Genomic DNA, 13801 nt, shown 5'->3' with positions numbered 1-13801 from the left:
CGACCGGCGACGGCGGGCATTCCGCAGCCGGGAAAAGGACTAGACTGCAGGCAGGTGACGTTCCTCGCCCGCAATATGGAGGGTGTCCCATGCTGAACTGGATCCTCGCGGCACTCCTGCTCCCATCGGTGGCCGCCCCCGATATCGGCCTGCCGGATCGCACCCAGGTCATGCGCGTACCGCCCGAGCTGCGCGCGCAACTGCATGAATACGTCACCAGTCAAAGTCGCTCCGAAGAGCAACGCCTTCGCCTGCTGGCTGAATTCGTCTTCGCCGACGAAGGATTGGCACTCGAGTACGAGAACGGCAACACCCGTACCGTCGAGCAGGCCTGGCGCAGCGGCAAGGTGAACTGCCTGTCGTTCTCGCTGCTGTTCACGGCGCTGGCGCGCGAGGCCGGCCTGAATGCGTACGTGCAGGAAATCGACAAGGTGCTGGCCTGGTACCAGGAGGAAGGCATCGTCTACAACTCCAGCCACGTCAACGTCGGCGTGCACACCGGCAACCAGCGTCATACCGTCGACGTCAGCGGCGGCGCGATCATGGCGCGCGACCGGCCGGTCGCAGTCTCCGAAGACCGCGCCCTCGCGCATTTCTACGGCAATCGCGGCGCCGAACTGATGGCGGCCGGCGCACTGGAGCCAGCCCGGATCCATATGGAGGCGGCGATCGCGCTCGATCCCGACTACGCCACCAACTGGAGCAACTTCGGCGTGCTGCACCTGCGCAGCGGCGATGTCGTCGCCGCCGAGCGCGCCTACACCCGGGCACTGGCGCTCGATCCGATGCACGCCGCTGCGCTGTTCAACATCGTCGGACTGCATCGCCGCATGGGCGACGCCAAACGCGCGGCGGAATTCCAGGCGCGGCTGGAGAGGGCCCAGCTCGCCGATCCGTTCCACCAGTTCCTGCTGGCGAGTGACTACGAAAGCCGCGGCGACTACGCACGCGCGGTCCAACATTACCGCCGCGCCATCCGCCTGCACGGCAAGGAACATCGGTTCCACTTCGGCCTTGCCCGCACGTACCTGTTGATGGGGGAGACACGCCGCGCAAGCCGCGCGCTGTTGCGCGCCCGTGCCCTCGGCGACGATGAAGATCGCGCCCGCTACCAGGCCAAGCTCGACCGGCTGAGCCGCACATCGCGATAGGCGCGCGCGGGTGCTCCAGGCCATCGTCGAGCCCGGCCGGAACAACGATCACGCCGTCATCACTTTTTTTACTGGGGCTTGAGCGCGCAGCGACGCTGTCACGATCGCCTCATGCCGGCGATGTGAAGATCGCCGGCATGCACGGACCACAAGACGCTCGATCCCATTCCCACTTCACCCTCGGCGAGCACCTGGTCGAACGCCATCCCAGCGAGGACTGGGACCTGGTGACAGGCGACGGCCCGGTCCTGGCGGTGGCCCTGCACGACGGCCACGCCATGCGCGACTCGCTGCGCCCATACCTGGCATTCGACGACGCCGCGCTGCGGCGCGACGAGGACCCGCTGACCGGACTGCTGACCAGTGTCGGCGACGTGCGGATCCGGGTACGGCGCTCGCGCTTCGAGGTCGACCTCAACCGCCCGCGCGACAAGGCGCTGTCGACCGATCCGGCCGACACCTGGGGCCTGCGCATCTGGCAGGGCCCGTTGCCGCCGGACGAGATCGAACGCTCGCTGGCGATCCACGACCGCTTCTACGCCATGATCCATGAACTGCTGGAACGACTGCTGGCCCGCTGGGGTTGCCTGCTGCTCCTGGACATCCACAGCTACAACCATCGCCGCGACGGCGCGAATGCGGCGCCCGCACCGCCGTCCGAAAATCCGGACATCGACCTCGGCGTCACCACACTCGATCGCGACCGCTGGGGCAATGCGCTGGCCCACTTCACCGATGCGCTGCGCGCGACACCGGTCGGCGGCCGTGCGCCCGACGTGCGCGAGAACGTGCGCTATCCCACCGGCGGGCATTTCCCGGAGTCGCTGTACGCCGAATATGGCGAGCGCCTGTGCGTGATCACCCCGGAATACAAGAAAATCTACATGGACGAGTGGACGGCACAGGCCGACATCGCCGTCGTCGAGGACTTGCGCACCGGCCTGGAGCAGGCGGTGCGTGCGGTACGCGCGGAGTTCCTGTCATGCCGGTGACACAGCGCCCAAGCGTCCGGACGCTGCCGCCGATCGCCGCCCGTGTCGACGCCGAGCTGGCCAGGCTGGACGCCGAAATCGACTGGCTGCTGGCGTTGTCGCCGATCGGCAACGTCGCCCTTTGGGAAAGCTTCGAGGCGAGCGGCAGGACTTCGATCCCGCCACTGAACTACATCGATCTCGATCTCGACCTGCACGAGACCCGCCAGCGCCTGCTGGCGCTGCCGGTCGAAGAGATCGAGTCGCCGCTGCTGTCGACGTTGCTGTCGGAGAAACAGCGCGAGCTGGACCGCATGATCGAACTGGTCCGGCTGCGCGACACCGCGGGATTCGTCAACGCCAGCCTCGATCTGTTCGGCGGCGTCGGACCCGCACTTTCGGAGCTCGCCCAGCGCATCCTGGAGGAGGTCAATCCCAGCGTGCCGCTGACTGCGGATACCGGGATCGATGCCGTGCTCGAAGCCGTCGAATCGGAGCTGGACTGGTATCGCGAACGCTCGCCCGACTTCAAGGCCGACGTGGTGGTCGACACCGACCTCAACTCGCTGATGATGGTCTCCCACGGCACGTTCTACATCGACGGCAACCTGCGCCTGCCCGCGGCGCGTGTGCAGCCGTTGATCCAGCACGAGATCGGCACCCACGTGGTCACCCGCCACAACGGCCGCCACCAGGCCCTGACCCAGCTGGAGGTCGGGCTCGCGCACTACGACGCCTTGCAGGAAGGCCTCGGCGTGCTGGCCGAGTTCCTCGCCGGCTACCTGCCGGGCGAACGCCTGCGCGTGCTCGCCGCGCGCGTGCTCGCCACCGAGATGGCGATCAACGGCGAGGACGTGCCGGCCATCTTCGACGTGTTGCACGAGACCCACGACCTGCCCACCGACGACGCCTTCGACATCGCCGTTCGCGCACTCCGCGGCGGTGGGCTGACCAAGGACGCGGTCTACCTGGGCGGCCTGTGCGAGCTGGTCGACTACCTGCACGCGGATGGTCCGTTCGAGCCGCTGTTCGTCGGCAAGTTCGCGCTCTCGCACCGTTCGGTGCTGGACCAGCTGGTAGAGGAAGGCTGGGTAGGACCGCCCGACCTGTTGCCGCGCTACACCACTACGCCGGAATTCCGGGACCGGCTGTCGCTCTGCCGCAGCCTGCCGGTCGACCGGCTCTGCCACAAGGAACCCGCTTCATGAGCCCTCCGGCCCACGGCACGCCCATCAAGCTCGGCTTCGTCGTCAACGACATCGCGACCGAGCGCAATAACTACACCACCATCCGCCTCGCCCGGACCGCGGTGAATCGCGGCCATTCGGTGGCCCTGATCGGACTCGGCGGCTTCATCTACGGCGCCGACGGCCGCGTACGCGCCAACGCGCACGTGCCGCGCCACGACCAGTACGAGAACGACGACGCATTGCTCGATGATCTCCAGGACGAGGACGCCGATACCCACCACGTCTGCGTCGACGAACTCGACGTACTGATGCTGCGCAGCGACCCGGCAGACGAAGTGAACGAGCGCCCCTGGGCGCCGAACAGCGGACTGCTGTTCGCGCAGCTGGCCGCGCTCAGGCACGTGATCGTGCTCAACGACCCGACCCACCTGACCGACGCCTCGAACAAGACCTACTTCCAGCACTTCCCGGAGGAAGTACGCCCGGTGACGTGCATCAGCCTGGATCCCAAGGAGATCAAGGCGTTCATCGCCGACCACGACGGCTATGGGGTGATCAAGCCGCTGCAGGGCTCTGGCGGCCAGGGTGTGTTCGTGGTCACACCGGACGGCGACGCCAACCTCAACCAGATGATCGAGGCCGTCACCCGGGACGGCTACGCCATCGTCCAGGAATACCTGCCCAAGGCCGCCGAGGGCGACCTGCGCCTGCTGACCCTCAATGGCCGGCCGTTGCAGGTCGACGGCAAATACGCCTGTTTCCGCCGCTACAACGACAGCGGCGATGCACGCAGCAACATCAAGGCCGGCGGCAAGATCGAGATGGCCGAGCCGGACGCCGACGCGTTGCGGTTGGCCGAGATCGTGGCGCCCAAGCTGATCCGCGACGGCATGTACCTGGCCGGGCTGGATATCGTCGGCAACAAGCTGATGGAGATCAACGTCGACACCCCCGGCGGCATCAACATGTCCGAGGAGCTGACCGGCGTCGATTTCAGCAGCCATATCGTGGCCGACCTGGAGCGCAAGGTGCGGCTGCGCGACCAGTACAATCGCACCCTGAGCAACGTCGAACTGGCGATGATGTAGGCGGGCCTCACGAAGGCTTGTCGATAGGCCGAGCCAGTGCCGCGAGGGTGACGTCGAGCGAACCGGGACGATCGAACAGGTAGCCCTGCATCTGGTCGCAACCGTGATCGCGCAACCACGCGTGCTGGTCGGCATGCTCCACGCCTTCGGCGATGACGGTCAGATCCACCGCATGCCCGAGCGCGATCAGCGCACGGCAGATCGCGGCGCTGCGCGAGTTGTGGTTGACGGATTCGACGAACATCCGGTCCAGCTTGAGCATGTCCAGAGGCAGGTCGCGCAGGTACGACATGTTGGAGAACCCGGTGCCGAAATCGTCCAGCGCCACGCAGACACCCTGCTGCCGCAGCTGTCGCAGCCTGTCCATGGCGTGGCCCGCGTGGTCGAGCAGCACGCTCTCGGTCAGCTCGACGTGCAGTGCGCCCCGGCGCAGTCCGTACCGGTCCGACAGGTGCTGGATATCTCCGGCCAGGTCGCGCATGTGGAACTGCGCCGCCGACACGTTGACGGCGATCGGCAGCTCGTCCCAGCCGCGTTCGGCGACATGCGCCGCTGCCCGCGCCGCTTCATCGAGAACCCATTTCCCCAGTGTCACGATCAGGCCGGAGCGCTCGCACAAGGGGATGAATTCCAGCGGCGAGATTTCGCTTCCGTCCGGTTGCGGCCAACGCAACAGCGCTTCGAGCGCCACCGGGGCGCCATCGGCCACGCGCCGGATCGGCTGGAAGTCCAGGCGGAACTCACCCTGTTCGATCGCACGGCGCGTGCGTGCGGTCAACTCGAGCCGGCGTTGGACGTCCTCTTCCATCGTCGCCGAATAACGCGCCACCTCGATCCCGCCGCGCTCGACCAGGTGCGCCGCCAGGGCGGCGCGATCGATCACCTTGCTCGCACGCCGCCCGTCATCCGGATGGCGGGCGATGCCGATCCGTGCCTCCAGGTGATGCACCGTGTCCCGTCCATGCACCGGCTCGGCGAGATCGGCGACCAGGGCCGACAGCACGGTCTCGCTCCGGCGGCCATCGAGCACCGCCAGCACGAAGGTGCCGGACGGCAGATGGGCCGCCAGTCCGTATCGCCGCGCCAGCCGGTCGATGCGTTCGGCGACGTTGCGCACGATATCGCCGCTGACCTCGCGCCCCAGCGTATCGCCGATCAAGTCGAGTCCGCGCAGTTCCGCACAGACGATGTCGTAACCGCCGGTGCCGCCATCGAGCCGCTCGGCCAGCGTCGTCGCCGTCAGCAATCCGGTCTCGCTGTCGTGGCTGGCACGAAATGCGAGTTCGCGCTCGTGGGCGACGCGCCGTGTGACGTCCTCTGCCAGCACCAGGCGCGCCGGCCGGCCGCGGAACTCGATTGCCGCGCCGTGCACCTGCACCTCGATCAGCGCGCCATCGCGCTTGCGATGGATCCAGACGCGCGCATCGGCGTAGTCCGCATTGCGCTCGGCGACATCCCGCCTGACCTCGTCCGCCGCATCGGCCGGACGGATGTCGAGGATGCTCATCGACAGGAACTCCTCGCGCGAGTAGCCGTAGTGGCGCACCGCTGCCTCATTCACCTCTAGGAAGCGCAAGGTGTCGACATCGAATACCCAGAAAGGCAGCGGATTGCGCTCGAACATCAGCCGGAACTGGCGCTCGGCATCGGCGAGCTTCTGCTGCGCCTCCATGCGTTCGGTGATATCGACCACGGTGCCGCCCATCTTCGATACACCGTCGCGGTCTTCGACCGTCGCACCGCGTACCGCGATCCAGCGCATCTGGCCGTCGGGCCGCAGGATCCGGTATTCCAGGATGAACTTCTCGCCCGTCTGCCACGCCCTTGCGACCGTTGCCGACACTTCCTCGCGATCTTCCGGGTGCATCGCGGCATAGAACGCCTCGCGGCTCGCCGAATGGCTTCCCTCCGGCATGCCGAAGATCTCGCCGACCTGGGGTGACCACTCGATCAGGTCGCTGCCGTCAACGCTCTCCCAGACCCCGGTCCTGCCGAGCCGCTGTGCGGTACGCAAGCGCTCGGCACCCTGCCTCAACTCCTGCATCAGCGCCGATCGCGTCGACTCGGCGCGCCGCAGGTTGCGCAGCAGGTACCAGAAGCCGGCCCAGTACGCCGCGTACAGCAACAGCGCCCAGCCGGCGAACCATCGCCAGGGCGCCAGCACTTCCTCCTCGGAGATGCCGGCGCTGACCACCGTCGGATAAACAGCGGAGGCATGGCGCGAGAAAATGATGTGCCTGTTGTCGTCGAGCGGGCTCCTCGTGCGCAGGGTCTCGCCGCGGGCGGGGATCCGCGACACGTCGAGCCCGCGTTCGTACTGGCCGACGAAGCGCTGCGGGTCCGGACTGCGCGCCATGATGTGGCCGTTGCGATCCGTGACCACGGCGATGCCCCGGCGTCCGGTATCGAGATCCGAGACCGCTTCCTGCAAGGCGCCGCTGCGCAGCCGCGCCAGTATCCAGTGCCGGCCGGACGCCTGCAGCGCCATCGGCAGCAGCCATCCGCCTTCGCCATCGCGTTGCATCGGCCCGAGGCGCAATGCACTGTTCCTGCCGGTCGGCGCCTCCCCGATCCACGCGGGAAATGCCGGATCGCCCCGCCCTCGGGTGATCGCCCGGCCGTCACGGTCGACCAGCACGATACTTTCCAATTCCTCGTGCCGGCGCAGTACACCGGCAATCGCCTCGGAGAGCAGGCCCGGTGCCTGTTCCGGCACGCTCGCGAACAGTCGCTCACCATCGCCGGCGATGCCGAGCATGGCGCGTTCCAGATTGCGGAACCGATACTTCAGCAGGCGTTCGACACCGGTGACGACCGCCCGGCTCTGGTCCTCGGCCGCCCGCAGCCGCACTGCGCGATCATGCAATACAAGGTAGATCAGCACTGCCGTCAGCGCCGTGCCCAGCAGCAGGCCGGAGAGCCCGATCATTCGCGTCGAATAATGCCTGCCGTTGGCGGGGCTCGGCTCCACTCCCTCTCCCGAAACAGGCACACGGCCCAAGCGCGAAGCTAGCAGCGCCGCCGCACGTCCACAACTCGCGGGTGTCGGGAACCGATTTCGTATGGTGCCATTCGCCGAACCGGCAGGCGCGCGGGCGGCCGGCTATCGCGAGACGGCGCTCGTCTTCGCGTGACGAGGCCCGTGGGTGATGCCATGCGCCAAAGATCTTCGCGGGCGAGCTCCGGAATGACGGCGCCGGAGGCCACTACACCCGCGGACCGCACCGGCGCGACATCTCCGCGCGCCGGTGCGCCCCCGATCAGCGCCCGCCGATGTCCACCCGGACGCTGCCGGAATGTGACTTGATCGACACATCGCCGTCGCCACCGCCCAGACGGGTATCGAGGCTGCGGCCCGGCCCGTAGCGCGGACGCTCGACCTCGCCCGCATCGGACGTGATGTTGCCGCTGAAGCTGGACACGCGCAGCTGCGCCGAGGCATCGGCCGGCAGCTGCAGGCCGATGCTGCCGCTGACCGATTCCAGCACGATGCGTCCGCCCGGCGCCAGGGCGCCGGCGCGGACGGTCATGCCACCGGAGACCGATTCGCCGCGCAGCTGTTCGATCTTCGCAGCCGTCAGGGAGATCGCGCCCGACACCGATTCCAGGCGCACATCGCCGCTGACGCCGCCGTCGATCTCGATGCGGCCGCTGACGGTGCCGGCCTCCAGGCGCGGGGTGGCGATGCGGCCCCGGATCGCGCCACTCACGCTGCCCAGGTCGGCTTCACCCGTGCGTCCGGCCACGTTCACGCCTCCACTGACCGACTTGGCCTGCAGCCGGCGCAGGTCGACGCCGGTGACGTCGACGTCGGCGCTGACCGCGCTCGCCTGCAGTTCGGCCCCCTTGGGCACGCGCAGCTCCAGCTGCGCGCCGCGCCCGCCGCGCGAGTTGCGCGGATAGATGACCTTGATCCGCACGCGGTTGCGGCTGGCATCCACTTCCAGCCGCTGGCCCTCGCCGAGCGAACCGGTGACCGTCACCTCGTCGCGGTCCCAGCCGCTGACACGGATGCTGCCGGCGACGTTCTCCACTTCGACCCGACCTCCGGACGCCAATGGATGCCGTTCGTCGATCGAGGTTTGCGCCAGTAGCGTGGAAGCCGGCAGCAGCAGCGCCAGCAGCAGTGCCGTGGCTGCGGCCAGGCGGGGAATTCGAATAGGCATGCGTGTGCTCCTTGTCAGGACAACAGGGCGGCCGCGCCCAGGGCGGCCTGCCGGGTGAGTTGTAGCCGCTGCGCATAGGTGCGCTGCAGCTGGTCGAGAAGAAAACCGGATCCGGGTGCCTCGTCGATCGCGGCGAGGATGTCGGCGGCACTGCGATCGAGTTCCGCCAGTGCCGGTTGCAGTTCCTCCGGAACCCGCTCCATCGGCACCTCCGCCAGCGCCGCGCGGTACTCGCCGGTCAGGCGCTCGGCCTGCTGTTCGGTCACGGTCGCGATCGCGGGCCCGCTACGTTCGAGGCCCGGAATCCGCAGCATGCCCAGCGCCAGCAACAGCGCGACCGAGGCCGCCGCGGCCAATCCGGCGACCGTCGGCCAACGCCGGCGCGCGCGCGGCCCGCGCGCTGAATGCAGCGCCGGTCCTCGCCCTTCGCGTCCGATCTGCTCGGCCACCCGCGCCCAGGCCCGCGCGGGGGGCACCATCTGTCGCGGCAGGGCGCGCAGGCGCCGGGTCAGCTCGTCGTGGTCGTGATTGTCGTCGTGGTCGTTCATGCCGTTTCTCCGAGCCGTTCGCGCAACAGTCCGCGGGCACGATGCAGTTGTGCCTTGGAGCTGCCGACGGCCATGCCGAGTTCCTCGGCGATCTCGTGATGTTTCCAGCCTTCGATGTCATGCAGCACCAGCACCGCACGCGCCCGCGGCGGCAGCGTCGCCACCGCGCGCTCCAGGTCCAGGCCGGTCCCGGTGCAGCGCTGTTCGCCCTCGACCGCCGCCAGCGCCTCGAGACCGTCGTCGCCGGCATCGAGGTCGTCCCTGCCGCTGCGCGCGCGCAGTTCCATCAGCGCCGTATTGACCGCGAGCCGCTGCAGCCAGGTGCCGAGCGCGCTCTCGAACCGGAACCCCGGCAGCGAGCGCCAGGCCTTGAGGAAGGTGTCCTGCAGCACGTCCTCGGCGCGCGCTGCATGGCGACCGCAGATGCGCCAGACCACCGCGTACAGCCGCGGCGCGTGGCGGCGATAGATCGCCTCGTAGGCCTGCACGTCGCCGGTGACCGCCGCGCGCACCAGCGCCTCGTCGTCCGGGGCGGTCTCGATCTCGGGATCGGAGGCTGGCGTGGGCATGGCGATGCTGAGCATATCCACTTGGACGCGGCGTGCCGCAAAAAGGTTTAAGTGCGGGCGCAAGGATTCGCATCATCCGGCGATGCAACCCTTTTGCCGCCTCCGGCATCCAATGGAAGTGGGTGGGATCGGAACGACGCCCCGCCGCTCTCGCAGCGGCGCCGGCGGACGGAGAGCGAGAAACGTGGCGATGCAATCGGGACTGACTGCGACCGTACTGTTGTGTGCGGGATGGTGCCTGTCGCACCTGTCCGGCTGGGCCCTGGACCTGCGGATGCCCCCGGACAGCGTGCAGATCTGCGCACGGCACCGGAGCGCGGCGACGCCCCGGATCTGCCTCGACCAGTGGCACCGCGCCGCCGTGCGGGAAGCGCAGCGCATGCTCCCGGACGATGGCCGGAAGCCGGCGTCGCCGGCCTTGTAGCCTTTACCTGCTCGCGGGCCGGGTCGAGCGGTCTTTCCCGAGTCCCGCATCAGGGGCGCCGCCCTGGGGCCCGCGCGCTCTAGTCGTCCAGTTCCGGATAGTGCCGGAATATCCCTTCTTCGCCGAACGGCAGGCAGCGATCGGAGGCCAGGTAAGCGGCCACGTTCGGGCGCTCGGAGACGTGCACGGCGAGTGCGCGGCAGTGCGGCAGCCCGGGTTCGAGCCGGCGCATCGCGGCCGGGAAAGCATGACGCAGCCCGGCGATCAGCTGGAACAGCGACAGGTCCGCATACGACAGGCGGGCGCCGACCAGGTACTTCGGTCCCTTCGGATTGGCGGCCAGCACGCGCTCGAAGTAGCCGAGGAACTTCGGCATCCGCTCGCCGCGGAATTCCTTCGCCCGGCGCCGTGCCTCCGGTTTCTGATGTTCGTAGTACTCGCCGAGGCCGACCGGATGATGCACGTCGTGTGCCTCGGCCACGGCATCGGCGATCGTCAGCTGCAGTTGCTGCGTCCACAGCGCGGCCGCCGGATCACGCGCCACCAGCTTCAGCCTGGGACCCAGGAACTGCAGGATGTTGGCCACCTGCGCGACGACGACATTCCCGGCCTTCAGGAACGGGGGCGCGAACGGCGGCCGCTGGACGTCGGCAGCGTCCAGTAGCGCCTGCACCGCAGCCACGCCACCGGCGGCATCGTCGTTGCCGACATCCACATAGTCCGCGCCCGCCTCCTCCAGCGCCAGGCGCACGAATTCGCCGCGCCCCGGGATGCCCGGCCAGTAGTAGAGTTCATAGCGCATGCGGTCCGCTTCCTCGATGAGTCCTCGTGGGTTTGCGGGCGTCATGCTTGCGCCGCGTGCGTTCAGCCGCCGTGACCGCCGCGTGCATCCGCGCACACGGCCTTGTCCTGCTTTGGACTACGCTCGGCACGCTCCACTCCGACTTGACGGCCCGCCGATGCCGCATCGCGTCCTCAGCAGTTTGCTCCAGCTGTGCCTGGCCCTGGCGATACCGCTGGCCGTGGCGCAGGAACCACCGGTAGAACCCGGCGCCGGCGAAGCGCGGCCGGATCCCGCCCAGGCCGAGGCGCTGCACGCCGCCGACCGCGCGCTGCAGGAGCGCCTGGCCGCGCGGCTGGCGGTCGCAGGCCTCAGACCAGCAGGCGGCTCCAGGCGCCGTAGCGCTGCCGCACCGGGCCGCGGCGCAGGCTCAGCGCGATCAACGCAATGCCGCACACCAGGCTCGACCAGAGCGGGGCCGGCGCGGCGTCGTAGGCGAACGGAACCACCAGCAACGCGGCGCCGAGGCCGATGTTGAGCAACCGCACCGGTCGCGCGACTTCCGTGAGCGCAATGACCGCCACGGTGATCGCCAGCGCGCCGATCAGGTGCTCGGCGTTCGCCATCGGCGCATCCGAGCCGATGGTCAGGCGCGTGCACATCAGCCAGATGCCGATCGCGATGCAGGCCAGCAGGTTCCAGGGCGTGTTGACGTTGCCGCCGAGCGTGTCGCGCAGCACCGTCACGGGCCCGCGGGCGAAATCGCCCTCGCCGCGGTCCTTGTCGTCGCCCTCGTCGGTGTCGCCGGTGAAGAACACCTGCAACAGGCTCCTGCCGGCGCGCTTGCGCCGGCGCAGGAACTGTCCGGTCGCGACCAGTTCGTCGAGCGAGTACGGGATCTGCAGCAGCATCGCCGCCGCGCCGATCAGGCACAGCGTGCACCAGGTGCCGATGACGATCGGCTGGATGATGATGAAGGTGATCGACACCACGCCCAGCGGCACGATCAGGATGCCGAACGCCACCACCACCCAGGGCATGGTGCGCCAACGCTGCCGCGAGCCCAACAGTCCGGTGATGATCTCGAGGACATAGACCAATGCGCCGAGGCCCGCGTCCGGCACCGGCCAGGCTTCCGACACGCTGGAGGTGACGATGGCCTCGGTGCCGTTCTTCGCACCGGGCACGTCGAAGAACGGTTCCCAGACGCCGTCGGCATGGCCGAGCTGGTAGGCCGCCATGTAGCGCGAAATGATCAGCCCCACGAGCGCCAGCACGATGATTGGCAGGCGCTGGATCCAGTCCGACGGTGAATAGTCCCAGCCCGGCGGCACCGCCGGCCCGGTGCGCGCGGCGGCCGGCGAGATGCCCGGCGTCGGCGGCAGTGCCGCCGCCAGCCCGGTGACCAGGGCGCCGACCAGGGTGCCGTTGAGGTACGCGGCGGCATTGCCGGTCCAGAACACCAGCGGCGCGAACATCACCCACAACCCGACCGCCGCCGACACCCAGCGCAGCGGCGCCAGCCGCCAGGAGACCGTCAGCAGCCCCAGCAGCAGCAGCGCGGCGCCGCTGGCGACGTCGCTGCGCACCTGCGCGGACGCGACATCGCCGAAGGTGGGCGACGAGGCGAGCAGCCACGCCCCGAGCGCCGCGATCAGGAACGGTCCCCACAAGTTCTGGCGATGGGCGTCGCGAAAGCGCGCTTCCGCCTGCCGTCGCAGCACTTCCGGCTGTTCCACCTTCTCGTCCGCGGCCTCGAGCCATGGCGGCGGCGTGATGCCGTTGGCCCGGTACCAGCCCGGCGGATCGCGCTTGAGCGCGTCCACCAGATTCGGTAGCTCGTCCTCGATGCGGTGCCGGGGCTCCCAGCCGAGCAGCTCGCGCGCACGGCCGATGTCGAGCGCGTAGTGATCGCTGGCGATCTCGATCATGAACGGCCGGATGAAGGCCTTCCTGCCACGGTCGATCGCGTCAGGCACCAGTGGCTCGGCTGCGCCCTGCAGCCAGGCGCCGGCCTTGGCCACCGGCGGCGGCACGCTCAGGGTCGCCCACGCCTCGCCGTGGATCAGCTCGCCCAGCCGGTCCTGCAGCGCCTGGTAGCTCATCGCCTCCGGTTCGCCGACCAGGATCGTCGCGTCGGCCGGCAGCTCGCCGCGGCGGTCGATCGTGCGCCGGAACGCATCGATCATGTCGTCGCGATGAATCATCGACTGCCCGGCGCGCTCGTCGCCGGCATACAGATAGCCCTGGACGTCGCGCTCGTAGATGCGCGCGATCTGCTGCGCCAGCGTCGGCACGGCGGTCTTTTCGTCGTACAGCCCCGCCAGGTGCAACAGCACGTAGGGAATGTCGCCATGTTCCTCGGCGATCACCTGCTCGGTCTTCGCCTTGGACTGCGGATACGCCCAGCGCGGCCGGATCGGCTCGTTCTCGTCGATGCGCCCGCCGGGTTCGGCAGCCTCGTGTACCAGCATGGTGCCGGAGTACACGAACTGCTCCACCTCCAGTTCGCGCAGCGCGCGCAGCAGGCGACGGGTGCCCTCGACGTTGACCTTGTCGTACAGCGGCTTGTCCTCGCCGCTGAAATCGAAGTACGCGGCCAGATGGACCACCGAAGCGATGTGGCCGCCGAAGCGCTCGCGGAACTCCTCGACCGCCTTCGCGACCGCCTGGGTGGACGTCAGGTCGATGCGGATCCAGTCGCCGCCGCCCTTCGGCTCCGACACGTCCATGCCGACCACGCGGTAGTCGCCGGCCAGCGCCTTCGCCAGCGAGGCGCCGACGCTGCCGGCAACGCCGGTGATCAGCACGACGGGCTTGTCCGCGTTCGTGGCGTTGCCTGAGCGGGCCGGCATCGGTGACTCCGGTTCCATGTGAGGCGCGAAGTGCCGTCAGCATGGCCACGATGCGATC

General features: G+C 68.8%; 10 protein-coding genes. 4 read left to right on the top strand and 6 right to left on the bottom strand.

Features of this window, described 5'->3' with window-relative positions; all coding sequences use genetic code 11:
• Nucleotides 1-89 precede the first annotated feature (89 nt).
• The 4 genes from FXO19_RS00905 (at nt 90) to FXO19_RS00890 (ending at nt 4400) form a co-directional block, all read left to right on the top strand.
• Complete coding sequence (locus FXO19_RS00905) at nt 90-1151, top strand: tetratricopeptide repeat protein (RefSeq protein WP_187775572.1); 1062 nt, start codon at nt 90-92, stop codon at nt 1149-1151.
• Nucleotides 1152-1288: 137 nt separating this feature from the next.
• Complete coding sequence (locus FXO19_RS00900) at nt 1289-2143, top strand: N-formylglutamate amidohydrolase (protein ID WP_149193176.1); 855 nt, start codon at nt 1289-1291, stop codon at nt 2141-2143.
• Nucleotides 2134-3330 carry a peptidase MATCAP family protein gene (locus FXO19_RS00895; RefSeq protein WP_149193175.1) on the top strand — a complete coding sequence of 399 codons (1197 nt, stop codon included), beginning with the start codon at nt 2134-2136 and terminating at the stop codon, nt 3328-3330. Before FXO19_RS00900 ends, FXO19_RS00895 begins: the two co-directional genes overlap by 10 nt.
• Entirely contained in the window at nt 3327-4400 is a 1074-nt protein-coding gene (locus tag FXO19_RS00890) for an ATP-grasp domain-containing protein (RefSeq protein WP_223115399.1), read from the top strand. Before FXO19_RS00895 ends, FXO19_RS00890 begins: the two co-directional genes overlap by 4 nt.
• Before the next feature lie 7 nt (nt 4401-4407).
• Here the strand turns inward: FXO19_RS00890 and FXO19_RS00885 are convergent, their stop codons facing one another.
• The 6 genes from FXO19_RS00885 to FXO19_RS00860 form a co-directional block, all read right to left on the bottom strand.
• Nucleotides 4408-7329, bottom strand: coding sequence for a bifunctional diguanylate cyclase/phosphodiesterase (locus tag FXO19_RS00885; protein WP_149193174.1), 2922 nt, complete (start codon nt 7327-7329; stop codon nt 4408-4410).
• A gap of 331 nt (nt 7330-7660) precedes the next feature.
• On the bottom strand, nt 7661-8566 hold the full coding sequence (locus tag FXO19_RS00880) for a DUF4097 family beta strand repeat-containing protein (RefSeq protein WP_149193173.1): 906 nt from the start codon (nt 8564-8566) through the stop codon (nt 7661-7663).
• Between the two features lie 14 nt (nt 8567-8580).
• On the bottom strand, nt 8581-9114 hold the full coding sequence (locus FXO19_RS00875; protein ID WP_149193172.1) for a hypothetical protein: 534 nt from the start codon (nt 9112-9114) through the stop codon (nt 8581-8583).
• On the bottom strand, nt 9111-9698 hold the full coding sequence (locus tag FXO19_RS00870) for an RNA polymerase sigma factor (protein WP_149193171.1): 588 nt from the start codon (nt 9696-9698) through the stop codon (nt 9111-9113). Before FXO19_RS00870 ends, FXO19_RS00875 begins: the two co-directional genes overlap by 4 nt.
• A 488-nt stretch (nt 9699-10186) precedes the next feature.
• Nucleotides 10187-10909 (bottom strand): glutathione S-transferase, encoded by a 723-nt coding sequence (locus FXO19_RS00865; RefSeq protein WP_149193170.1) that lies wholly within the window; start codon nt 10907-10909, stop codon nt 10187-10189.
• Nucleotides 10910-11259: 350 nt separating this feature from the next.
• Entirely contained in the window at nt 11260-13743 is a 2484-nt protein-coding gene (locus tag FXO19_RS00860) for a vitamin K epoxide reductase family protein (protein ID WP_149193169.1), read from the bottom strand.
• Nucleotides 13744-13801: the final 58 nt, after the last annotated feature.

The organism is Luteimonas suaedae (genome assembly GCF_008312895.1).
GTDB classification, from domain to species: domain Bacteria; phylum Pseudomonadota; class Gammaproteobacteria; order Xanthomonadales; family Xanthomonadaceae; genus Luteimonas; species Luteimonas suaedae.
The sequence above is the reverse complement of the archived record's forward strand: the minus strand, read 5'-3'. Positions and strand labels throughout refer to the sequence as shown.